This window comes from Streptomyces spororaveus, assembly GCF_016755875.1.
GTDB classification, from domain to species: domain Bacteria; phylum Actinomycetota; class Actinomycetes; order Streptomycetales; family Streptomycetaceae; genus Streptomyces; species Streptomyces spororaveus.
In genome coordinates this window covers 4,184,346-4,207,566 of record NZ_BNED01000005.1, presented here as the reverse complement: position 1 = coordinate 4,207,566, position 23,221 = coordinate 4,184,346, and the positions used below count along the sequence as shown (strand labels likewise).

21 protein-coding genes are annotated in these 23,221 nt (G+C 70.8%); 17 read left to right on the top strand and 4 right to left on the bottom strand.

Annotated features, from left to right (window positions below):
• The first annotated feature begins 215 nt into the window (after positions 1–215).
• Positions 216–3,317: an FG-GAP-like repeat-containing protein gene (locus Sspor_RS21235; RefSeq protein WP_202199063.1), complete on the top strand. Its 3,102-nt coding sequence runs from the start codon at positions 216–218 to the stop codon at positions 3,315–3,317.
• 108 nt (positions 3,318–3,425) lie between these two features.
• On the opposite strand, the gene Sspor_RS21230 is transcribed toward Sspor_RS21235, so the two are convergent.
• Positions 3,426–4,502: a helix-turn-helix transcriptional regulator gene (locus tag Sspor_RS21230; RefSeq protein ID WP_202200546.1), complete on the bottom strand. Its 1,077-nt coding sequence runs from the start codon at positions 4,500–4,502 to the stop codon at positions 3,426–3,428.
• A 353-nt stretch (positions 4,503–4,855) separates the two neighbouring features.
• Between Sspor_RS21230 and Sspor_RS21225 the strand changes: the two genes are divergently transcribed.
• The gene (locus tag Sspor_RS21225; RefSeq protein WP_030383724.1) at positions 4,856–5,170 is read left to right on the top strand and encodes a Rieske (2Fe-2S) protein; all 315 of its coding nucleotides are present in this window, start codon (positions 4,856–4,858) and stop codon (positions 5,168–5,170) included.
• Between the two features lie 134 nt (positions 5,171–5,304).
• Here the strand turns inward: Sspor_RS21225 and Sspor_RS21220 are convergent, their stop codons facing one another.
• A complete protein-coding gene (locus Sspor_RS21220) occupies positions 5,305–5,718 on the bottom strand; it encodes a pyridoxamine 5'-phosphate oxidase family protein (RefSeq protein ID WP_202200545.1) in 414 nt (137 codons plus the stop codon).
• Positions 5,719–5,841: 123 nt separating this feature from the next.
• On the opposite strand from Sspor_RS21220, the gene clpB reads away from it, so the two are divergent.
• Positions 5,842–8,442, top strand: coding sequence for an ATP-dependent chaperone ClpB (clpB, locus tag Sspor_RS21215; protein WP_202200544.1), 2,601 nt, complete (start codon positions 5,842–5,844; stop codon positions 8,440–8,442).
• Between the two features lie 166 nt (positions 8,443–8,608).
• Complete coding sequence (locus tag Sspor_RS21210) at positions 8,609–9,160, top strand: type III secretion system chaperone family protein (RefSeq protein ID WP_202200543.1); 552 nt, start codon at positions 8,609–8,611, stop codon at positions 9,158–9,160.
• A gap of 3 nt (positions 9,161–9,163) precedes the next feature.
• Here the strand turns inward: Sspor_RS21210 and Sspor_RS21205 are convergent, their stop codons facing one another.
• A complete protein-coding gene (locus Sspor_RS21205) occupies positions 9,164–10,354 on the bottom strand; it encodes a putative hexosyltransferase (protein WP_202200542.1) in 1,191 nt (396 codons plus the stop codon).
• Positions 10,355–10,819: 465 nt separating this feature from the next.
• On the opposite strand from Sspor_RS21205, the gene Sspor_RS21200 reads away from it, so the two are divergent.
• Both Sspor_RS21200 and Sspor_RS21195 read left to right on the top strand, forming a co-directional pair.
• Positions 10,820–11,305, top strand: coding sequence for a prevent-host-death family protein (locus Sspor_RS21200; protein WP_237403954.1), 486 nt, complete (start codon positions 10,820–10,822; stop codon positions 11,303–11,305).
• Positions 11,302–11,652, top strand: coding sequence for a hypothetical protein (locus Sspor_RS21195; RefSeq protein WP_202200541.1), 351 nt, complete (start codon positions 11,302–11,304; stop codon positions 11,650–11,652). Before Sspor_RS21200 ends, Sspor_RS21195 begins: the two co-directional genes overlap by 4 nt.
• Before the next feature lie 74 nt (positions 11,653–11,726).
• On the opposite strand, the gene Sspor_RS21190 is transcribed toward Sspor_RS21195, so the two are convergent.
• Positions 11,727–12,914 (bottom strand): pyridoxal phosphate-dependent aminotransferase, encoded by a 1,188-nt coding sequence (locus Sspor_RS21190; RefSeq protein WP_202200540.1) that lies wholly within the window; start codon positions 12,912–12,914, stop codon positions 11,727–11,729.
• A 137-nt stretch (positions 12,915–13,051) separates the two neighbouring features.
• Between Sspor_RS21190 and Sspor_RS21185 the strand changes: the two genes are divergently transcribed.
• From Sspor_RS21185 to kynU, 11 genes are all read left to right on the top strand, one after another.
• Positions 13,052–13,279: a hypothetical protein gene (locus tag Sspor_RS21185; protein ID WP_202200539.1), complete on the top strand. Its 228-nt coding sequence runs from the start codon at positions 13,052–13,054 to the stop codon at positions 13,277–13,279.
• A gap of 323 nt (positions 13,280–13,602) precedes the next feature.
• On the top strand, positions 13,603–14,151 hold the full coding sequence (locus Sspor_RS21180; RefSeq protein ID WP_202200538.1) for a DUF2617 family protein: 549 nt from the start codon (positions 13,603–13,605) through the stop codon (positions 14,149–14,151).
• Between the two features lie 115 nt (positions 14,152–14,266).
• Complete coding sequence (locus Sspor_RS21175; protein ID WP_202200537.1) at positions 14,267–15,910, top strand: polyamine aminopropyltransferase; 1,644 nt, start codon at positions 14,267–14,269, stop codon at positions 15,908–15,910.
• A gap of 33 nt (positions 15,911–15,943) precedes the next feature.
• Positions 15,944–16,771, top strand: coding sequence for an SRPBCC family protein (locus tag Sspor_RS21170; protein ID WP_202200536.1), 828 nt, complete (start codon positions 15,944–15,946; stop codon positions 16,769–16,771).
• A 32-nt stretch (positions 16,772–16,803) separates the two neighbouring features.
• Positions 16,804–17,592 (top strand): aldose epimerase family protein, encoded by a 789-nt coding sequence (locus tag Sspor_RS21165; RefSeq protein ID WP_202200535.1) that lies wholly within the window; start codon positions 16,804–16,806, stop codon positions 17,590–17,592.
• A 33-nt stretch (positions 17,593–17,625) separates the two neighbouring features.
• The gene (gene pyrE, locus Sspor_RS21160) at positions 17,626–18,189 is read left to right on the top strand and encodes an orotate phosphoribosyltransferase (protein WP_237403953.1); all 564 of its coding nucleotides are present in this window, start codon (positions 17,626–17,628) and stop codon (positions 18,187–18,189) included.
• A gap of 320 nt (positions 18,190–18,509) precedes the next feature.
• Positions 18,510–19,532, top strand: a complete 1,023-nt coding sequence (gene fbaA, locus Sspor_RS21155; RefSeq protein ID WP_030012792.1) for a class II fructose-bisphosphate aldolase — start codon at positions 18,510–18,512, stop codon at positions 19,530–19,532.
• 188 nt (positions 19,533–19,720) lie between these two features.
• On the top strand, positions 19,721–20,425 hold the full coding sequence (locus tag Sspor_RS21150) for a ScbR family autoregulator-binding transcription factor (protein ID WP_202200534.1): 705 nt from the start codon (positions 19,721–19,723) through the stop codon (positions 20,423–20,425).
• A 76-nt stretch (positions 20,426–20,501) separates the two neighbouring features.
• Positions 20,502–20,915, top strand: a complete 414-nt coding sequence (locus Sspor_RS21145; protein ID WP_150258495.1) for a DUF3151 domain-containing protein — start codon at positions 20,502–20,504, stop codon at positions 20,913–20,915.
• A 165-nt stretch (positions 20,916–21,080) separates the two neighbouring features.
• The gene (locus tag Sspor_RS21140) at positions 21,081–21,935 is read left to right on the top strand and encodes a tryptophan 2,3-dioxygenase family protein (protein ID WP_202200533.1); all 855 of its coding nucleotides are present in this window, start codon (positions 21,081–21,083) and stop codon (positions 21,933–21,935) included.
• On the top strand, positions 21,928–23,139 hold the full coding sequence (gene kynU / locus Sspor_RS21135; protein ID WP_202200532.1) for a kynureninase: 1,212 nt from the start codon (positions 21,928–21,930) through the stop codon (positions 23,137–23,139). The genes Sspor_RS21140 and kynU overlap by 8 nt, the downstream gene beginning before the upstream one ends.
• Positions 23,140–23,221 lie beyond the last annotated feature (82 nt).

Here is a 23,221-nt window from a genome sequence, read left to right as displayed (position 1 = left end):
AAAGTGGCGCGATTTCGGTGTATCGGAATGTGAGATGTCGCGGCCGGTGAGGTACGGCGACCGGGGGATGGTTCATGATCGGGTCGCAGTTTTGTGAACGTGCCCGAGGGGGAGAGCGAAGAATGGCTGTCAGCGGTTCCGAGACCGAAGCCGAGCCCGTGGCCGACGATCCACCGAGACGTAGCTGGTACCGGCGCCGCAGAGCGGTGGGCGGCTTGGCTGCTCTGCTCGCGGTGGCTGTTGCCGTGCCCGTGGGTGTGCAGCTGGGTGGGGGCGAGAAGCCGAAGGGGAAGGCGTCCGGCGGGGCGGGTGGTCCGGTGGCGGCGCCGCAGGCGCGGAAGCTGGCTGCCGAGACGGGCAAGGACGTCGAGGTGACGGCCGACCGGAGTGCGAATACGACGACGTGGGCGCAGCCGGACGGTCTGTTCAAGAAGCACATCTCCAGCTCCGCAGTCCGGGCGAGGGTCGGGGATGTGTGGAAGGCGATCGATACCGATCTGCAGCAGGTCGAGGGCGGGTTCGCCGCGAAGGCGGTGAACGGGTCGGTTGTTTTCAGTGCGGGAACGCCGGGTGCCGGGCGGTCTTCGCGTGGTGTGGTGCGGTCCGCTCCGGCGGTGGATGCGCCGGGTCAGGTGTGGACCGAGCTGGTGCGTCTTAATGTCGACGGGCATGACATGTCGGTGTCGTGGCCGGGTGTGCTGCCGGCGCCGGTGATCGACGGTCCGCGGGCGTTGTACGAGAATGTGCGGCCGGGCATCGATCTGCTGATGACGGCGCAGGACGGTGGCTATTCGCACCTGCTGGTCGTGAAGGACAGGCAGGCCGCCGCGGATCCGCTGCTGGCCGAGGTCAACTACCGGCTCGCTTCCCCTGATCTGCAGTTCCAGCTCGATGCCGCGTCCGGATCGCTGTCCGCCCGGGATGCGAAGGGCGAGGAGGTGGCGGGGTCGCCGTCGCCGTTGATGTGGGATTCGTCGGGGAAGGTCGCCACGACCGATGACGTGCCCGCGTGGAAGGCCCCGGCTGCCGCGAAGGAGCATCCGACGCTGGGGCTGGCGGGTCTGGCCGGTGCGGAGCGCGCGCACCTGTCGGTCGCCGCGGCCTCTTTCAGGGACAACACGCTGTCCCTGAAGCCGGATGCGGCGCTGCTGAATGCCGCGGACACCGTGTATCCGGTCTTCGTCGATCCTTCGTACAAGGGTCACAAGCACGCCTGGTCGCTGCTCTACAAGACGGCCGGCGATTCGAGTTTCTACAACGGCCAGAACTACAATGCGTCGGGCACGAACGAGGCCCGCGTCGGCTACGAGTCGGATTCCGGCGGCACTTCCCGTTCGGTGTTCAATTTCTATTTCGGGCCCGAACTGTACGGTGCGGGTATCCAGTCGGCGAGTGTCCGCGCCCTGCAGACCTATTCGTGGTCGTGCAGTCAGAAGGCCATGGACATCTACTCCACCCCGTTCGTGTCCTCGTCCTCGACGTGGAACAACACCACGGGCTGGTGGGGAAACAAGGTCGCCACCGAGATGGCCGGCTACGGCTACAACTCCTCCTGCCCCGACAACTGGGTCGCCCCCGACATCAAGGGCCTGGTGACCCAGGCCGCGAGCGCCAACTGGGGTGCCCTCTCGCTGGGTTTCAAGGCGCCGAACGAGTCGGACTCGTACTACTGGAAGAAGCTCCTCGCCAACGGTGAGAGCGCCCCGTACATCGAGGTCGTCTACAACACCCGGCCCGACATCCCGCTCGCGTCGAACATGAACACCTCCCCGGGCGGCCCGTGCCTGACCAGCGGCACCGGAACCAGCATCGGCAAGACGGACGTGTCCTTCCAGTCCAAGGGCAGTGACCGGGACGGCAACCTCAAGCAGGTCCAGATCGAGGTCTGGGACGCCGAGAACGGAACCAACATCGCCAACGAGTGGCTGTGGCCCAACAGCGACGGAGTGGTCACCAAGTCCGTCCCCTGGGCCTCCTTCACCTCCGGCCGCAAGTACTTCTGGCTCTCCCGGACCCAGGACTGGGACGGCTGGTGGTCCGCGGGCTCCGGCCCCGCCGACTCCGGCGGCGGAGGATGGTGCACCTTCACCGTCGACCACAGCGCGCCCGCCAACCCGGCCGTCTCCTCCGCGCACTTCCCCGCCCCGGGCCCCGACGCCGCCGAGTGGAGCGTGAACCCGGCCTCCACCCCCGACCAGGTCGTCGAGATCCGCGGCAACGGCACCGCGGCCGGCACCATCCGCGAGTACCAGTGGTCCCTGAACAAGCCGTCCTGGGAGAACAAGGCCGTCCCCGCCAGCGGTGACCTCGCCTCCGTCAAGCTCCAGGTCGACACCGCCGGACCCAACGTCCTGTACGTCCGTACCGTCAACCAGGCGGGCAACGTCTCCGTTCCCACCGAATACCTCTTCTACGTCAGCCCCCGCATCGGCACCGACAAGCCCGGCGACGTCACCGGCGACCAGTTCGCCGACCTCCTGGCCATCGACAAGGACGGCAACCTGCGCACCTACGCCGGTGACCGCCAGGGCGACACCGACGCGTTCATCCCCGGCGCCGTTCAGAACGGCAAGCCCGTCGCGCCGGGCCACTTCAAGGACCCCGCGTCCACGATCCCGGCCCTGATCGGGCATGCCACCGACTGGCATCCCGGTGACGGCATCACCGACATGATCGCCCGGATGCCCGACGGAAAGCTGTACATCTACCCCGGCACCGGGACCGGCCAGTTCGACGCGGGCCGCCGGATCGAGATGCAGCTGCCGGCGTCCGCACCCGACCCGGCGACCTTCCGGCAGATCGTGGTCTCCGAGGACGTCGACGGTGACGGCCTGCCCGACCTGTTCGCGCTGGACGCCGACGGCTTCTGGGCGTTCTCCGGCTACACCGGATCCAGCTTCGCCTCCTACCGCAAGATGGCCACCGGCTGGGCCGCCCGCGACATCGTCGGTGTCCGCGACGTCTCCGGCGACAACATCCCCGACCTCCTCTTCCGCGACAACGCCAACGCCAACCGCACCATGGCCCTGCGCAAGGGCAAGGCGGGCGCCATCGCGGGCGCGGACCTGACCTCCCTGCAGTACGCGGCGAACGCCGAAGGCGGCGTCGACTACACCTACGCCACCACCGCCTGGAACCGCACCGACTGGCCCATGGTCCTCGGCACCGAGGACAACACTGGCGACGGCATCCCCGACATCTGGGGCGTCAGCACCTACGACGGATACCAGTACTACTTCCAGGGCGGCACCACCACCTACGGCGGCGCCACCGGACGCGACGAAGACGGCTGGAGCACCTTCCTCACCATCGGATGACCGACGGCATGACGTCTGCGGGCCACGGCGCCCTCCCCGGATGGATCGGGGAGGGCGCCGTGCCGTCACCGGCGGTGCTCCGCGTGCGCGAGTGCTGCGGGCGGGGCTTCAGAGCCCGCCCTCGTCCGGGTCGTGGGCCTCGTGGTCCGGGTGGCCCTCGCAGTCCTGCTCCGGGCCCGAGGGGCGGCCCAGGATGCCGGCCTGGGCGATGAGGTAGCCGAGCTGTGCCCGGCTGCCGCTGCCGAGGATGGTGGCGAGCTTGGCGATGTGCGCCCGGCAGGTGCGGACGTTCATGCCGAGGCGGCGTGCGATGGCCTCGTCCACGTGGCCCTCGATGAGGAGCTGGGCGATGGTCCGCTGCACGCCGGAGATCCCGCCGGGGGTGCTGCGGTACGTCACCTCCTCCTGGAGGGGCACAGCGCGGTGCCACAGCTGCTCGAACACCTTGATGAGGTAGTCGACCAGGCCCGGGTGGCGCAGCTCCAGGGCGACCCGGCGGTCGTCGCTCACCGGGATGAAGGCGACCGTGCGGTCGAAGATGATCAGACGCTCGATCAGTTCTTCGAGCGTGCGGATCTCTACCTTGCCCGTGGAGATCCGCTCCACGTAGGCGAGCGTGCCCTGGCTGTGCCGCGCGGTGTGCTGGTACAGGGTCCGTATGCTGACCCCGCGGTCGATCAGCGGCTGGTCGCGCTCCAGGGCCTGGGTGAGGGCCAGCGAGGGGCGGGCGCCGCCGGGCTGGACCGTCAGCACCTCGGTATGGCATTCGGCCGTCGCGAGGTTCAGGGCGGCGTTGATCTGTTCGAAGCCTTCCAGCACCGTGATGGCGTGGGTGTTGGCCGGGCTCTGTGCGCTGATGGCGAGGAAAGGCTCGAAAGTGTCGGTGAGATCTACAGCGCTGCGTCGGCGGTCCTGGATCTCGCGTTCAATCGGATGGAGCCGTTGAGCCAAAGCGACGGACGGCGGAACCGGACGGAGCTGGTTCGCGTCATCCGGGTCGGGCTGCAGAAGAGCGAATTCAAGCAGGCAGGGGGCGTTCTGGATCTCGCCCCGGGCGATCCGGCCGGTGCTCAGCGCGGTCGCGTAGAGCCGCGTCCCCTCGGCGCACATGGACGTCACAGGGTGGGGATGTGTCGTCTTTGTCTGGTTTCGCGTCAAATCTCCACCCCCCAGGGTCCTGAACATGCAAGAACATGATGCATCGTCCCTGTGGCATTGACGTGCCTGAATGAGCCATCGTCTGTCACGCGGGGGAGAGGATTCCATCAAGTGAGGACGAAGCCGACCATGTACAAGAGAATGCTTCGCTCGGTGCTTGCCATAGTTTTCTCCGCCGTTGCGGTTTTTGGGGCAGTCAGCGCCGTCGAAAGTGACGCGGGGAGCGCTAGGGACGGTCAGGGCACGAGCCTGACGAGCACGGACGACACCGGCTGGACCACGGCGCCCGCGCGTAAGTACGCGGACACCGGCTGGACCAGCCACCAGCTGGGCGGAAACGGCGATACGGGTTGGACCGACGCGCCTGTGACGGTGTCCGCATGACCCCCGACGATCGCGGCTTCCGCCGCGAAATGGCCTCCGCCTACCGTTCGGGCTGGCAATTCATCGATCTCGCCACGGCCATCCCCCACCCCGGCGACTCGTTGATGGTCACCCTGTTCGGCCAACCGATCGTCGTCGTGCGCGAGGAGGACGAGGACGTACGTGCCTACCGGTGCCTGCGCCGCCCGCGGGGCGCGCCGCAGCCCGTCCGCTGCGAGGTGCGCTACGGAATGGTCTTCGTCAATCTCGATCAGCGTGACCACCAGCTCTTCGAACCCGATATCACCACCGCCACCCCCCGCAGTGCCTGAAGCGATTCCCCCGTCGTTCCAGATCGCTCAGGCGCTACCCCCACACAACGGCGCCATCGTGGACCTGACCACGATGGCGCCGTTGTGATGCCCTCGTCCAGTGTCCGAACCGGACAAGATGAAGGATCAACGGTCTACGCGCGCCCCATGGCCCGGTCCAGGGTGATCTCCATGACGACCCGGTCGGGATTGGGCGACGGCGTGCGCCCGTAGCGCTCCGCGTAGCGCGCCACCGCGTCGGCGACCGACGCCTCGTCCGTGCGGATCACCGCACGGCCCTCCAGTGTGGCCCAGCGGCGCCCTTCCATCTGGCAGACCGCCACCCGCGCACCCTGCGGGTGCGCCTCCTGCGCCGCCAGGACGTTGCGCACCTTCCTGCTGTGCCTGTTGCTGATCACCCGGGCCAGGCCGGCCTCCGGGTCGTAGGTCACGCCCACCGGCACCACGTGGGGCGTGCCGTCCGGGCGGTGGGTGGTCAGGGTGCAGACGTGCCGCTCCCGCCAGAAGGCGAGGTACTCGGGCGTCGGATTGAGTACGTCGTGGGACATGGCCCGAAGAGTACGGGGCAACGGTGTCCCCGCCTGCCTTGAGTGGAATAGACTCAACTTTGCGTACGCTGACTCTGTCAGTGTTGTTGTCGGAGCTACCCCTCGGGGAGAGGAGAAGACGCAGTGGACGCCGAACTGACGAACAAGAGCCGGGACGCGCTGAACGCGGCCACCAGCAGGGCCGTCAAGGACGGCCATGCCGATCTGACCCCCGCGCACCTGCTGCTGGCCCTGCTCGCCGGCGAGGACAACGAGAACGTCATCGACCTGCTGGTCGCCACCGACGCCGACCAGGCCGCCGTCCGGGCCGGCGCCGAGCGGCTGCTCGCCGCCCTGCCCAGCGTCACCGGCTCCACCGTCGCGCCCCCGCAGCCCACCCGCGACCTGCTCGCCGTACTCGCCGAGGCGGACGCGCAGGCCGGCAAGCTCGGCGACGACTACCTCTCGACCGAACACCTCCTCATCGCCCTCGCCGCCAAGGGCGGCGCGGCCGGCGAGGTCCTTTCCACCCAGGGCGCGACGGCGAAGAAGCTGCTCGACGCCTTCGAGAACGCACGAGGAGGACGGCGGGTGACCACCCCCGATCCCGAGGGCCAGTACAAGGCCCTGGAGAAGTTCGGCACCGACTTCACCGCAGCCGCGCGTGAGGGCAAGCTCGACCCGGTCATCGGCCGTGACCAGGAGATCCGGCGCGTCGTCCAGGTGCTCTCGCGCCGTACGAAGAACAACCCCGTGCTCATCGGCGAGCCCGGCGTCGGCAAGACCGCCGTCGTCGAGGGCCTGGCCCAGCGCATCGTCAAGGGCGACGTCCCCGAGTCCCTGAAGAACAAGCGCCTCGTCTCCCTGGACCTCGGCGCCATGGTCGCCGGCGCCAAGTACCGCGGCGAGTTCGAGGAGCGGCTGAAGACGGTCCTCGCGGAGATCAAGTCCAGCGACGGCCAGATCATCACCTTCATCGACGAGCTGCACACGGTCGTCGGCGCGGGCGCAGGCGGCGACTCCGCCATGGACGCGGGCAACATGCTCAAGCCCATGCTGGCCCGCGGCGAGCTGCGGATGGTCGGCGCGACCACCCTCGACGAGTACCGCGAGCGCATCGAGAAGGACCCGGCGCTGGAGCGGCGCTTCCAGCAGGTGCTGGTCGCCGAGCCCTCCGTCGAGGACACGATCGCGATCCTGCGCGGGCTCAAGGGCCGCTACGAGGCCCACCACAAGGTCGTCATCAACGACAGCGCGCTGGTGGCCGCCGCGACCCTCTCCGACCGGTACATCACCTCCCGCTTCCTGCCCGACAAGGCCATCGACCTCGTCGACGAGGCCGCGTCCCGGCTCCGCATGGAGATCGACTCCTCCCCGCTGGAGATCGACGAGCTCCAGCGCTCCGTGGACCGCCTGCGGATGGAGGAGCTGGCCCTGAAGAACGAGTCCGACCCGGCCTCGATCGAGCGCCTGGAGAAGATCCGCAAGGACCTCGCGGACCGGGAGGAGGAGCTGCGCGGGCTGACCGCCCGCTGGGAGAAGGAGAAGCAGTCCCTCAACCGGGTCGGCGAGCTCAAGGAGCGCCTCGACGACCTGCGCGGCCAGGCCGAGCGCGCCCAGCGCGACGGCGACTTCGACACCGCCTCCAAGCTGCTCTACGGGGAGATCCCGACCCTGGAGCGCGAGCTGGCGGAGGCCACCGAGGAGGAGGCCGAGGCGTCCAAGACCGGGCACTCCAAGGACTCGATGGTCAAGGACGAGGTCGGCCCCGACGACATCGCCGACGTGGTGGGCGCCTGGACCGGTATCCCGGCCGGCCGGCTGCTGGAGGGCGAGACCCAGAAGCTGCTGCGCATGGAGGACGAGCTGGGCCGCCGCCTGATCGGCCAGGGCGAGGCCGTACGGGCCGTCTCGGACGCCGTGCGCCGCACCCGGGCCGGGATCGCCGACCCGGACCGCCCGACCGGCTCCTTCCTCTTCCTCGGCCCGACGGGCGTGGGCAAGACGGAGCTGGCCAAGGCGCTCGCCGACTTCCTCTTCGACGACGAGCGGGCCATGGTCCGCATCGACATGTCGGAGTACGGCGAGAAGCACAGCGTGGCCCGTCTCGTCGGCGCCCCGCCCGGCTACGTCGGCTACGAGGAGGGTGGCCAGCTCACCGAGGCCGTGCGCCGCCGCCCGTACAGCGTGGTGCTCCTGGACGAAGTGGAGAAGGCCCACCCCGAGGTCTTCGACATCCTGCTCCAGGTCCTCGACGACGGCCGCCTCACGGACGGCCAGGGCCGGACCGTGGACTTCCGCAACGCCATCCTCATCCTGACCTCGAACCTGGGCAGCCAGTTCCTGGTGGATCCGCTGACCCCGCCGGAGCAGAAGAAGCAGCAGGTCCTGGACGTGGTGCGGGCCTCCTTCAAGCCGGAGTTCCTCAACCGCCTGGACGACCTCGTGGTCTTCTCCGCGCTGACCAAGGACGAGCTCGCGCACATCGCGCAGCTCCAGATCGGCCGCCTGGCCCGGCGCCTGGCCGACCGCCGGCTGGCCCTGGACGTCACGCCCGAGGCCCTGGCCTGGCTGGCCGAGAAGGGCAACGACCCGGCGTACGGCGCACGGCCGCTGCGCCGCCTGATCCAGACGGCGATCGGCGACCGCCTGGCCAGGGAGATCCTGTCCGGCGAGGTCCGCGATGGCGACACCGTTCGGGTCGACGTGGCGGGGGAGGACCTGCTGGTCGGCAAGGCCCTCTGAGCCCCGGGGCGGCGGCCGGTCCCGCCGCTCCGGAGCCCGCCCGGTTCCTCCTCGGTTCTCACCCGGGACTTACGGGTTCCGCCGGGAGCGGATCGTACGTGCGAGGCTGGACACAAGGTGGGCGCCATGGGGGAGGATGCAGGTATCCGCACGAAGGGAAAACACGGTGAGCATCGACCCGGCCTCGATTCCGAACTTCGGAGGGCAGCAGCCCGATCCGCAGGCCACAGGACCGGCGGGCCCCGTCGTCCCCGACCAGGATCTGGTCAAGCAGCTGCTCGAGCAGATGGAGCTCAAGTACGTCGTCGACGACGAGGGTGACCTCGCGGCGCCGTGGGAGGAGTTCCGCACGTACTTCATGTTCCGCGGCGAGGACGAGCAGCAGGTCTTCTCGGTGCGGACCTTCTACGACCGTCCGCACAAGATCGACGAGAAGCCCCAGCTTCTCGAGTCGATCGACGACTGGAACCGCCGCACCCTGTGGCCGAAGGTCTACAGCCACACGCACGACGACGGCTCGGTCCGCCTGATCGGTGAGGCGCAGATGCTGATCGGCACCGGCGTCAGCCTGGAGCACTTCGTGTCCTCCACGGTCAGCTGGGTCCGCGCCTCCATCGAGTTCGACAAGTGGCTCGTCGAGCAGCTCGGCCTGGAGCAGGACATCGACTCCACCGACGGCGACGACGACAGCGACGGCGAAGGCGACAGCAACAACTAGCCGTTACAGCGGAACGCGGGCGATCAGCAGCAGGTACAGCCCGTAGCCGTAACCGAGCCCGGCCACCACCGCGGTCACCATGACCGCGGTGCGAGGCCGGGCTCTCGCCATGACGGCGGCCATCGGCAGCAGCAGCGGGAAGGCCGGCAGCAGGAAGCGCGGCTTGGACTCGAAGAAGCCGGCCCCGCCGAAGCCGATGACCAGCAGCACCGCGGTGTACGCGAGCAGCGGCAGCGGGGTGCGGTCCAGGAGCAGCAGCACCGCCAGCAGCCCGGCCATGGCCAGCAGGACCACCGTCACGGTGGTGGCGAGCGGCACGTGCCCGCCGGTCAGGACCCGCTCCGAGGAGCGCAGCGCCCCGGCGCCGAAGTCGAAGCGGGAACCCCAGTCGCGCTGCACGGCGAAGTAGCCGCCGAAGGGGTCGCTCACCTTCACCCCGACGGCCAGGACGTACGCCGCCCAGCCCGCCGGCGCCACCAGCCCGGCCAGCCACACCCCGGGCGCGCGGGATCTTCGTACGAAGACCGTGTACAGGGCCATGGCCGAGACGGCGGCCGCGACGGCCAGCCCGGTGGGCCGGGTCAGCCCGGCCAGTACGGCGAGGCCGGCGGCCCACAGCCAGCGGCCGCGCAGCAGGGCGTACAGCGACCAGGCGGCGAAGGCGGCCAGCAGGGCCTCGGTGTAGGCGAGGGTGAGCACCACCGCGTGCGGCAGCGCCGCCCAGAGCCCGACGAGCAGCAGCCCGGCGCGCGGCCCCGTCACCCGCTCCCCGACCCGGTAGATCCCGAGGGCGGCCACGGCCGCGGAGACCCAGGCGACGAGGAGGGCGGCGGGGACCATCCCGCCGGGAAGTATCCCGGAGACGATCCGTATCAGGGTGGGGTACAGCGGGAAGAAGGCGTAGTCGCTCTGCACGGGCCCGGTCCCGGTGGCGGCCTCGGGCCACATCAGGGTCCGGCCGTAGCCGTGGGCGGCGATCCGCAGGTACCAGTCCGAGTCCCAGGACCTGCCGAGCACCTTCAGCGGATCCCGCCCGGCCCACCAGGCCCCGAGGCCGAGCACCAGTACCCCGGCCCCGCGTACGGCCGCGAACACCCCGAGCGCGATCACGGTGGTCGGCGCGGCCGACCGTACGGCCCGGACGGCGCGCATCTCCAGCGGAGACGCGGACACGGCCGCTCTGCCCGTTGCCATCTGTCCCGACTTTCCAGCTCGCGGGTGGGTCCGCTCACCCGGTGGTGAGGGCTTCGGGCACTTGCACGACGCACAGCTTCACACCACCCCCACAACCCCGCAAGGACGCCGGATGTCCGGTGTCGGAACGGCCCGTCCGGAGCGGACCGCCCGGCGGCCCTCAGAGCCCGCGCAGCCGTTCGACCGCCTCGCGCAGGACGTCCTCGCGCTTGCAGAAGGGCAAGGCGTGAGCACCTGCGGGCGGTGTCGGACGCCCAGGCCTCATCGGCACGAACCATGCACTTCGGGGAGGGCGTCCTTCTTGCTCAGAACAGGGGAGACGTCCGTCTCTGCGGTTGGTGGTGAGGTGACGGTCGACATGGCGTGAGGGTGCCCCGTCGGCATGCCCCATAAGGCTGGTTTGAGCGTCCTCCGAGCGTTCACTCAGCGCTGGAAATCAGACCACAATCTGAGTACAGTCTGAGTATGAGCCTTGCTTACCTGGGAGCCGAGCCCGAGTCGGTTTCGTTCACGGACCTGTCGAGAAACCCGAAGGCCGTAGCCGCCCGGGCGGCCGCCCTCGGTTCTCTGCGCGTCACGCATCGGGACGCACCCGACATGGTGTTGACGACGGCCGTGCACGCGGAGCGCACCGAGGAGAACCTCACGACGGCGTCCCGGCTCTTCCTCGCGCTCATGAAGCACGATGACGGTGCTCGGTCGCTCCTGCTGGCTCTGCCCGAAGTCTTCCCTTGGGTGCGGCACCTGGACGACGAAGAGATGCGCGCGTTCACCGTGGAGCTCCTGGAAGCGCTTTCGGATGCGGCAGAGCTGGGTGCCCGGGAGGCCGTGCACCGTGCGCTGGTGTCCTGGAGGGCGACGGCTCGTATCAACGCTGATCCGGAGCAGCTCAAGGAAGCTTTGCGACCGCTCGACGGGGATGACCTGGGGCCGGTCGAGGTGGGCGGGTGAGCCCCAAGAAGGGCGATCGTGTCAGCGTTCCACCCCTGAGCGGCTGGAACGTGGTCTTCGGGGCCACGGAGGCGGTGACGGGTTGGGAGGAGCTGTGTCGCGTAGCGCTGCCCAGCGCCCACAGATGCCTGGAGGCGTTGCGCACCGACCCGCTGTCGCGGGATAACTGGAACCGTCAGCATCAGCTACGCGGGAGGCTCGCCACCAAGGAGTGGAAGGGCTCGGCGCTGGAGCAATGGGAGTTCGAGGTTACGAGTGGCGGCCGCGTGCGCTACCTGGTCAGCCCCGAGACGTTGACCGTCATCCTGGTCTACGCGTCCACGCGGCACCCCAAGGACACCGAGTAACTCGTAGTTCCCGTACAGCACGGGCTCCGGCTGAAAGGCCGGGCCCTGTGCCTGCACGTACATCTGCCTCGCGCTCAGTGAGCCAGCCGGCCGAGGCGCTCAACCGCCTCTTCCAACACAACCGTCCGCTTGCAGAAGGCCCAGCGGACCTGGGTCCGGCCCGCGGCCTTGTCGTCGTAGAAGACCTGGTTGGGGATGGCGACCACGCCGCAGCGTTCGGGCAGGGCGCGGCAGAAGGCGAGGCCGTCCTTCTCGCCGAGGGGGGTGATGTCGGTCGTGATGAAGTACGTGCCCTGCGGGCGGAAGACCTCGAAGCCGGCCGCCGCGAGGCCGTCGGCGAGGATGTCGCGCTTGGCGGCCAGGTCGGCGCGGAAGGTGTCGTAGTAGCTGTCGGGCAGGGCGAGGGCCTCGGCGATCGCGTACTGGAACGGGCCCGAGGAGACGTAGGTGAGGAACTGCTTCGCCGAGCGGACCGCCGCGACCAGCTCGCGCGACGCGGTGACCCAGCCGACCTTCCAGCCCGTGAACGAGAACGTCTTGCCGGCGCTGCTGATGGTGACCGTGCGCTCGCGCATGCCCGGGAGGCCCGCCAGCGGGGTGTGGGCGCCCTCGAAGACCAGGTGCTCGTACACCTCGTCCGTGACGACCAGCAGGTCGCGCTCGACCGCCAGCTCGGCGATCGCCGTGAGCTCGGCCGGGGTCAGGACGGTGCCCGTCGGGTTGTGCGGGGTGTTCAGCAGGAGCAGGCGGGTGCGCGGGGTGACGGCGGCGCGCAGTTCGTCCAGGTCGAGGGCGAAGGCTCCGGCGTGCGGGCGCAGGGTGACGGGGACGCGTACCGCGCCGGCCATCGCGATGCAGGCCGCGTACGAGTCGTAGTACGGCTCCAGGGCGATGACCTCGTCGCCCGGCTCCAGGAGGGCGAGGAGGGCGGCCGCGATGGCCTCGGTGGCGCCCGCCGTGACGAGGACCTCGGTGTCGGGGTCGTAGCCGAGGCCGTAGAAGCGCTGCTGGTGCGCGGCGATCGCGGTGCGCAGCTCGGGGACGCCCGGGCCCGGCGGGTACTGGTTGCCGAGTCCCGTGAGGACCGCGCGGGAGGCCGCCTCGGCGATCTGCGCCGGGCCGTCGGTGTCGGGGAAACCCTGGCCGAGGTTGATCGAGCCGGTGCGGGTGGCCAGCGCCGACATCTCCGCGAAGATCGTCGTGCCGAAGGCCGCCAGGCTGCGGTTCAGGAAGGGGCGGTCGCTGCTCACAGAGGTGCTCATGGTCGTCATCCTGGGGGCAACCTCTGGACTTCCTCAAGTGTGCTTTGAGCCGTGCCGACCTGGGGCATTCCCCCTTCACGCGGGACGTGGGGAGCCCGCTCCCCCGGGAAGACCGGGGTGTGAGAGAGGTGGCGGACATGGGGTTCGTCTTCGTTGTGATCCTGCTCTTCGTCGCGGCGTACTTCCTTGCCAAGCTGGTCCGCTCGTCCACGGGCCGGAGCACGTCCCGCCGCCGCCGGAGCGGCCGGGGCGGCGGCACCAGCTGGTGGGGGGACGGCGGCTCCTCGGGGGGCGGCTGCGGCTCCTCCTCGTCGTGCGGAGGATCGTCCTCCTCGTGCGGTGGCGGCGGCTGCGGTTCCAGCTGACACGGGGCGGCGGGCACCGCGCGGACGAGGGAGTTCGGCGGTCCGACTGCCGCCCGGCGCCCTCTCGTTCGCCGATGCATGACGACGCGCGGGACGCAACCTGTTGAACACGTGAACTGCGGAGCCCCCGGGGGGATGTAAACCCCGTCAAGTTGGGTAAAAACGCTGTGAGTGCCGTGCCTTTCATGATTCCCTCGGTTGAGTAGACCAGTCCTCGGACCTCCCTGGACTTCCTGTGGACCCGTGCCGGTGTCCCCCCACCCGTGCTTGCTACCGCTGGCGGGCCCCGGCCCATCTCCCTCGCGCGTTTGCGGAGCCGACTCATGCTCACGACCCTCCAGACCTCATACACCGACACGCGTGCCGCCGATCTCGCCTGGGCCCTGGGACGGGACCGGCTGCCCGCCCTGGCCGTACTGAACCTCGAACTTTCGGGGGCGAAGGTGGAGTTGCGCCTGCTCGGGGCGTCCCACCAGGTGCTTCTGGAGGAGGGGGAGGTGTCCTGTTCGGAGACCGTCGCCTGTATGCCCGGCAGCAGTACGCCGCTGCCGCTCGGCGTGGCCAAGCGGGCGGGCGACTGGGAGTACGAGTTCGCCGCACGGGTCGAGACCCTCTCCCGGGGCTCGTTCGCCGGGCGGGCCCAGGAGCTGCTCGCACTGGTGGCGGACCACCCGAACGGACTAGCGGGCACCTTTCCCGGAAGTCCGCACGCCTTCACCGCCATGCTCGCGCAGCGCCACGAGGGCCAGGTGCGCTGGCGGACCTGGCACGCGTACCCGCAGGAGGGCCAGCTCGTGGCCACCCGGACCCGGGTGGGCGTACGGATCGGGGCGCCCGCCGAGGCGGCCCTGGAATCGCCCGCGCTGCTGTAGTGGGCGCGGGGGCGTGATTATCCCGCCATGGTTACGCCAACTGGCCGGATCAGTAAGCCACTTACACCCATGTGGGTGACCGGATGCGAGTGAGCGGTGACGTACGGTTCGCTGCATGATCGACCGTTCCGTCCCGCGCCGGGTACTCCCGGCCCCGGAGCCTCGGCGCGCCGCGACCGTCCCGGCCGCCCTGCCCGTACGGCCCCGGACCGGCCGACTCCTCGTCCTGGCCACCGTGTTCATCTGCGCCGCCTGCGGGCTCGTGTACGAGCTGGAGCTGCTCGCCCTCGGCACCTACCTCATCGGCGACTCCGTCACCCAGGCGTCGGTCGTGCTGTCCGTCATGGTCTTCGCCATGGGGGTCGGCTCACTGCTCGCCAAGCGCTTCCGCCACCGGCCCGCCTTCGGTTTCGGCGCCATCGAGGCCGGACTGGCCCTCCTCGGCGGGCTGTCGGCCATAGCGCTGTACGCGAGCTTCGCCTGGCTGGGGGAGTCCCGCCCCGCGCTCGTCGCCTTCTCCTTCGCCATCGGGGTGCTCATCGGCGCGGAGATCCCGCTGCTGATGGTCCTCATCCAGCGCATCCGCAGACAGGACGCGGGCGGGGCCGTCGCCGACCTGTTCGCCGCCGACTACGTGGGCGCCCTCGTCGGCGGCCTCGCCTTCCCCTTCCTGCTGCTCCCGATGCTCGGCCAGCTCACCGGAGCCATGGTCACCGGCACCGTCAACGTGATCGTCGGCGGCGGGCTGGTCCTGTGGCTCTTCCGCCGCGACCTGAGCCGGCGCTGCCGCTGGCTGCTGATCGGCGCGAACGTGACCGTACTTGCCGTGCTCGCCTCCGCGACCGTCCTCGCCGACGACTTCGAGCGGACCGCCCGGCACGCCGTCTACGGCGGGGAGGTGCGGGTCGCCGTCCAGACCGGGGTGCAGGAGCTGGTGCTCACCGGACCGCGGACCGGCTCCCCGCGCTCCCTCGACCTCTACCTGGACGGGCGGCTGCGGGTCAGCGGCTACGACGAGTACCGCTACCACGAGGCCCTGGTCCACCCCGCGATGACCGGCCCCCACACCCGCGTCCTGGTCCTCGGCGGCGGCGACGGGCTCGCCGCGCGCGAGGTGCTCCGCTACCGGGACGTCTCCTCCGTCACCGTCGTCGAACTCGACCCCGGCGTGGTCCGCCTGGCCCGTACCGATCCGATGCTCTCCGCGCTCAACGCCCGGGTGTACGAGGACCCGCGGCTGGCCGTCGTCACCCAGGACGCCTTCCGCTGGCTGCGGGGCCCGGCCTCCGGCGACCGCTTCGACGTCATCGTCTCCGACCTCCCCGACCCGGGCATCACCCCCAGCACGAAGCTGTACTCGCAGGAGTTCTACGGGCTGGCCGCGCGGGCCCTGCGTCCCGGGGGCCGCATCGCCGTGCACGCCGGACCGCTGGCCACGCGACCGCGCGCGTACTGGACCGTCGACTCCACCCTCCGCGCGGCCGGCCTGCGCACCGCCCCCTACAGCGCGGGCGGCCGCCTCACCGGCTTCGCCGCCGGACCCGACCGCACCCCCCACGGCGTGACGCAGACGCCGCCGCAGGACTGGGGCTTCGTGCTGGCCGCCCGGGACCGGGAACCGCCGCTGCGCGTGGACCGCGACACGCCCGCCCTGCGCTCGCTGTCCACCCGTTCCCTGCAGGACGCCGCCCGCGACGCGGAACGCACCCGGATGCCCGGACTTCCGCCGTCGACGCTGCCGCACCCGCGGTATTCGTGACCGGGTGCGGGTCTCGTCGGTAGGCTCGACCACATGGAGCATCAGGTGTTCGTCCCGGTACCGGCAGACGATCTCCGCGCCGTGCTGCGCGACCCCTCCCGGGTGGCCCGGTGCGTGCCGGGGCTGCAGCAGGACGCCGACACCGATGCCGGGCCGGTCTCGGGCCGGCTCAAGGTCCGGGTCGGCGGGAGCACCGTGACCTACCGGGGCGCCCTGAGCGTCACCGAGCGGGACCCCGGGCACTTCACCTTCGACGGCGAGGGCACGGAGGCCCGGGGCAGCGGGACCGTGAAATTCACCGTCGACCTGCGGCTGGCCCCCGTCGCGGACGGGACCCGGCTGGACTTCACCGCCGCGGCCACCGCCGACGGGCGCGCCGCCGCCTTCCCGCCCGAGGCGGCCGCCACCGCCGTGCGGCGACTGCTGGACCGGGCCGCCGGACAGCTGACCCTCGGCGCGCTGCCCGACGCCGTGAGCGATCCGGTGGCCGAAGCCGAGGAAGCGGAAGGCGGGGAGGGCGCGGAGGGGCCCGGCCTCGTCGAGGGCGACGTCACCGAGATCACCGCCTCCCTCTTCGAGACCGACGTACCGCCCCCGTCCCTGGACCCCTTCCTCGCCGGCCGGTTCGAGGGCTCCGACGGAGCCCCGCGGCCCCCGGCCGAGGCGGCCCACGCCCGCCGCACCATGATCGGCCGCAGCGCGGAGGAGGTGGACCACGCGCCGCCGCGCGGCCGGTACGCCCCGGTCCCGGCGCCCGCCTCCGCCGGCGCCGGCGACAGTCTGCGCTGGATCGCCCCGGCCGCGGCCTTCGCGCTGGCCTCGGCGGTCGTCATCGGCCGAGCCCTGCGGCGACGTCGCTGATCTGCGGGCCTGTCCCCATTAGGGTCGACCGCATGAGTACGCAACTGAGCGCCGGCGGCGCCGAGGTGACGGTCGACCAGGAGAACGGCTGCCGGATCAGCAGCCTGCGCATCGACGGGACGGAACTGCTGCGCCAGGGGCCGCGGTACGGGGCCTTCCCGATGGTCCCGTGGTGCGGCCGGGTCGCGAACGGGCGGTTCCACGACGGTGCGACCGTCCATCAGATGCCGCTCAACCACCCGCCGCACGCCCTCCACGGCTTCGGCCGCGACGCGCCGTGGCGCCCGGCCGGTGCCACGGCCACCGAGGCCGCCTTCACCTACGACCTCACCGACCCGTGGCCGTACCCCGGCCGGGTGACCCAGGTCGTCACGCTCGCCGAGGACTCGCTCACCCTCACCATGGGCGTCGAGACCTACGGGGACTCCTTCCCGGCCCAGGTCGGCTGGCACCCCTGGTTCAAGCGCAACCTCGACGCCGGCGGGCCGGACGCCGAGGTCGCCTTCGAGCCCGCGTGGCAGGAGGAGCGCGGCGAGGACCACATCCCCGACGGCAACCGCATCGATCCGAAGCCCCGCCCCTGGGACGACTGCTTCGGTATGCCGCACGGCGTCGACGTCACCCTCACCTGGCCCGGCGCCCTCGCCCTGCGGGTCACCAGCCGGGCCGAATGGGTGGTCATCTACGACGAGGAGCCCGAGGCCGTCTGCGTGGAGCCCCAGTCGGGCCCGCCGAACGGGCTGAACACCCTCCCGCGCCTGGTCACCCCGGTCGATCCGCTGGAGGTCTCCACGACCTGGACATGGCGTCGCCTCGGCTAGGTCCCCTCCTCACCCCCCTCTAAGCTCAGAGGCATGAGTGACGTCAACGAAGTAATGCCGTCAGGCACACGCGATGCGCTTCTGCAGCAGATCAAGGACAAGGCCGTCGTGCACGGCAAGGTGATCCTCTCCTCCGGTCGCGAGGCCGACTACTACATCGACCTCCGCCGCATCACCCTCGACGGCGAGGCGGCCCCGCTGGTCGGCCAGGTCATGCTCGACCTCACCGCCGAGCTCGAATTCGACTGCGTCGGCGGTCTGACCCTGGGTGCCGACCCGGTCGCGACCTCGATGCTGCACGCCTCCGCCGCGCGCGGTCAGCGCCTGGACGCCTTCGTGGTCCGCAAGGCGCAGAAGGCCCACGGCATGCAGCGCCGTATCGAGGGCACCGACGTGAAGGGCAAGCGCTGCCTGGTGGTCGAGGACACCTCGACCACCGGCGGATCCCCGCTGACCGCCGTCGAGGCGGTCCGCGAGGCCGGCGGCGAGGTCGTGGCCGTCGCCACCATCGTCGACCGCGGTGCGGCCGACGCGATCGCCGAGGCCGGCCTGCCCTACCTCACCGGCTACCTCCTTGAGGACCTCGGCCTGTCCTAAGGGCGTCGGGCCGCGCATGCCCGGCCCCGCTCGGGCGCCGGGTCAGCCCCGGTCCGGCTTCCGTCCGGCTTTTCCGGTGTTGTCCGGCCACCGCGAGAACGGGTGAAGACACCCTCCGGCCGCCCCTTGGACCGGCCTGACCTGCCCTTTTCCGGGCGCCCGGGGTGTTTCACGTGAAACATCCCGGGCCGTTCGCCCACTACGTGAGACCGGCAGTCTGGACCCCCGCGCTGAGTCTGGAAAGATAGGCGCGACGATGACGTCGCCCCCAGGTCAGGGCCCGCAATAAGCACACTCCCGCACATCCAAGGAGCCGGCAGATGCCCATCGCAACCCCCGAGGTCTACAACGAGATGCTCGACCGGGCGAAGGCAGGCAAGTTCGCCTACCCGGCCATCAATGTGACCTCCTCCCAGACCCTGCACGCGGCCCTGCGCGGCTTCGCGGAGGCCGAGAGCGACGGCATCATCCAGATCTCCACCGGTGGTGCCGAGTTCCTGGGTGGCCAGCACAACAAGGACATGGTCACCGGCGCGGTCGCCCTGGCCGAGTTCGCGCACATCGTGGCCGCCAAGTACGACATCACGGTCGCCCTGCACACGGACCACTGCCCGAAGGACAAGCTGGACGGCTACGTACGTCCGCTGCTCGACATCTCCGCCGAGCGCGTGGCCCGCGGTCTGAACCCGCTCTTCCAGTCGCACATGTGGGACGGTTCCGCCGAGACCCTGGCCGACAACCTGGCCATCGGCCAGGAGCTGCTCGCCAAGGCCGTCGCCGCCAAGATCATCCTTGAGGTCGAGATCACCCCGACCGGCGGCGAGGAGGACGGCGTCAGCCACGAGATCAACGACGAGCTGTACACCACCGTCGACGACGCGATCCGCACCGCCGAGGCCCTCGGCCTGGGCGAGAAGGGCCGCTACCTGCTGGCCGCCTCCTTCGGCAACGTCCACGGCGTCTACAAGCCGGGCAACGTCGTCCTGCGCCCCGAGCTCCTCAAGGACCTCCAGGCCGGTGTCGCCGAGAAGTACGGCAAGGCCTCGCCGTTCGACTTCGTCTTCCACGGCGGTTCGGGCTCCACGGCCGAGGAGATCGCCACCGCGCTGGAGAACGGCGTCGTGAAGATGAACCTCGACACCGACACCCAGTACGCCTTCACCCGCCCGGTCGTGGACCACATGTTCAGCAACTACGCCGGTGTGCTGAAGGTCGACGGCGAGGTCGGTACGAAGTCCAAGTACGACCCCCGCACCTGGGGCAAGGCCGCCGAGGCGGGCATGGCCGCGCGCGTCGCCGAGGCGTGCGCGAACCTGCGCTCCACCGGTACCAAGCTGAAGTAGCAGGCCCGCAGCACCGTACCGAAGGGCCCGGCCCCCGTCCCGCGACGGAGGCCGGGCCCTTCGGCGTTCCTCCTGCCAGGGGCGGCGGCGGTGGACGGTGGCCGCACGATGGTGTGAACTGCCCCCGGCAGTACGTGCTGGGGGCATGTACGGACCGATCGGTCGGGGCGGGGAGAGGGCAGGTGCACATGAGGGCCGAACGAACGCAGGTGAAGCAGGACCGCGCCGTGCGCACCCGCCGGGCGATCCTCGAAGCCGCCGCCGTGGTGTTCGAGGACCGGGGTTTCGGCGCGGCCAAGCTGACGGACATCGTCGCGCTCGCCAACGTCACCAAGGGCGCGCTCTACTTCCACTTCGACTCGAAGGAGGACCTGGCGCAGGCCGTGATCGACGCCCAGGTCAGCATGCACGCGCCGGTCGTCCCGCAGGAGTTCAGGGCGCAGGAGTTCGTCGACGTCGGCATGGTCTTCTCGCACCGGCTCCGGTACGACGTCCTGATGCGCGGCAGTGCCCGGCTCACCCTGGAGCAGAACGGCAGGGAACTGGACCGGGCGGCGCCGTACCAGGGGTGGATCGACCTGCACACCGCCTTGCTGGTGCAGGCGAAGGAGTGCGGCGAACTGCTCCCGCACGTGGACCCGTCGGGGCCCTCGCGGCTGGTGGTCGGGGCCTTCGCCGGGCTCAACGTGATGGCGCAGACCCTCGGGCTCGACCTGGACCGGGAGGTCTCGGCGCTCTACACGGGCCTGCTGCCGAGCCTGGTGGTCCCGGCCGTGGCGGTCCGGCTCGACACCGCGCCGGGCCGCGGCGCGCGGGTGCTGCACGGTCCGGACGAGGCCCCGTGGTGTGACTGTTCGCCCCCGCAGCCGCCGGTCCCGGCCGCCGTCGGCTGATCCGTACGCCGCGCCCGCTCCGGGCGCAGGGGCGACCTGCGCTCGTCGTGCGGCGGAGGCCCGGCAGACTGGGGGCATGTCCATTCACCAGAACCTGCTCGGGGGCCCCGCCCCCACCCACCTGCCCGACGAGCCGGGCCGCGAGGCCATCGCCGCCGGCACCCCCGCCGTCGAGGTGGCCGCCGCGCACCCCACGTCGTCCCTCGCCTGGGCGGTCCTCGCCGACGAGGCCTTCGCCGCGGGCAGCACCGTCGAGTCGTACGCCTATGCCCGTACGGGCTACCACCGCGGCCTCGACGCACTGCGCCGCGCCGGATGGAAGGGCCACGGCCCGGTCCCGTGGGAGCACGAGCCGAACCGCGGCTTCCTGCGCGCCCTGCACGCCCTGGCCCGCGCGGCCGAGGCGATCGGCGAGAAGGAGGAGTACGAGCGCTGCTCGACCTTCCTGCGCGACTCGTCCCCGACGGCCGCGGACACGCTGAGCGCCTGAGTCCGTACGGCGGGGAGTGACACGCACCGGAATGTGTGGTCTGTGTCACTCTCCGCTGGAGCGGCGGCGCGACGAGGTCCTATGATGCGGGCAGGGGACCGGGGCTCCACTCACCTCACGGAAGGGGCGGACCGCTACCCGGAAGCACGTGTCGAGGAGACAGCGATGTCGAAAACCCTTGATGCCTCCGGAGTCGGCGGGTCGGAAACCCCGAACCTCGACTTCGACGGCACCACCCCGTACGAGGACTACGTCCAGGCGGACGTTCTCACCCACCTCCAGCACCTGCGCTCGGACGACCCGGGCGAGATGGTCTTCCTGGTGACGACCCAGGTCATGGAGCTGTGGTTCACGGTCATCGTCCACGAGTGGGAAACCGCCGCGAAGGCCCTGCGCGAGGACCGCATCCCGGTCGCGATGGATGCGCTGAAACGTTCCCTCCGCGAGCTGGAAGCCCTCAACGCCTCCTGGCGCCCGCTCGCCCAGCTCACCCCGGGACAGTTCAACGCCTACCGCGCCGCCCTCGGCGAAGGCTCCGGCTTCCAGTCGGCGATGTACCGCCGGATGGAGTTCCTGCTCGGCGAGAAGTCCGCCTCCATGCTGGTCCCGCACCGGGGCGCCCCGCGCGTCCACGCGGAGCTGGAGAAGGCCCTGCACGAGCCCAGCCTCTACGACGAGGTGCTGCGCCTGCTCGCGCGCCGCGGCCTGCCGGTCCCGGACGCCGTCCTGAACCGCGACCTCTCGCTGCGCTACGAGCCCTCGGCCGAGGTCGAGGCCGTGTGGACGGGTCTGTACGCCGCCCCGGACGACAACGGGACCGTGGACCTGCACCGCCTCGGAGAGGTCCTCACGGATGTCGCCGAGCTCGTCTGGCGCTGGCGCAACGACCACCTGGTCGCCACCCGGCGCGCGATGGGAGCGAAGACGGGTACGGGCGGCTCGGCCGGCGTGACCTGGCTGGAGAAGCGCGCGACGAAGAACGTCTTCCCGGAGCTCTGGACGGCCCGCAGCTATGTCTGACGACTCCAAGGACATATCGGCCGACCTCCGCGACCGGGCGGCCGCGCTGGACGCCGCCGACGGGCTCGCGAAGCTCCGCGAGCGCTTCACCCTTCCCGACGGCGTCGTCTACCTGGACGGCAACTCCCTCGGCGCCCTCCCGGCCGGTGTCGCGGACACCACCGCCGACGTCGTCGCCAGGCAGTGGGGCGAGCTCCTCATCCGGTCCTGGGACGAGAGCGGCTGGTGGACCGCGCCCGAGCGGATCGGCGACAGGATCGCCCCGCTCATCGGCGCGGCCCCCGGCCAGGTGGTCGTCGGTGACTCCACCAGCGTCAACCTCTTCAAGGCCCTGGTCGGCGCCGCCCGTCTCGCGGCCCCCGGCCGGACCAGGCTGCTGGTCGACGCCGCCACCTTCCCCACCGACGGCTACATCGCGGAGTCGGCGGCCCGGATGACGGGCCTGACCGTCGTCCCGGTGGACCCCTCGCACGCGGCCGAGGCCATGGACGAGGACACCGCCGTGGTCCTCCTCAACCACGTCGACTACCGCAGCGGACGTCTCCACGACCTCCCCGCCCTCACCACGGCGGCCCGCGCCGCCGGGGCGATCACGGTCTGGGACCTGTGCCACTCCGCCGGGTCGCTGCCCGTCGGCCTCGACGCGCACGCCGTCGACCTCGCGGTGGGCTGCACGTACAAGTACCTCAACGGCGGCCCCGGCTCGCCCGCCTACCTGTACATCGCCGCCCGCCACCAGGCCGGCTTCGACTCCCCGCTCCCGGGGTGGAACGGCCACGCGGATCCGTTCGCGATGACCCCCGCCTTCGAGGCGGCCCAGGGCGTGACCCGAGGGCGCGTCGGCACGCCGGACATCCTGTCCATGCTGGCCCTGGAGTCGGCGCTCGACGCCTGGGACGGGGTGTCCGTCGAAGCCGTACGGGCCAAGTCGCTCGCCCTGACCGACTTCTTCCTCGAATGCGTGGCGGCGTACGTCCCGCAGGGCCGGGTCGAGTCGGTCACCCCGGCCGAGCACGGCCGCCGCGGCAGCCAGATCTCGCTGCGGACCGAGAACGCCCGCGAGGTCATGGGGGAGCTCATCTCCCGCGGCGTCATCGGAGACTTCCGCGCACCCGACGTCCTGCGTTTCGGCTTCACGCCGCTCTACGTCGGTTTCGCCGACGCCGAGCGTGCCGCGCGGACCCTGGGTCACATTTTCGGGTGACTCGGTAGCGAAACGTCACATCACCGGGCGGGCGGGGCTACGGCTCCGTCCGCCCGGTCATATTCCGGGGCCCGCACGGTGG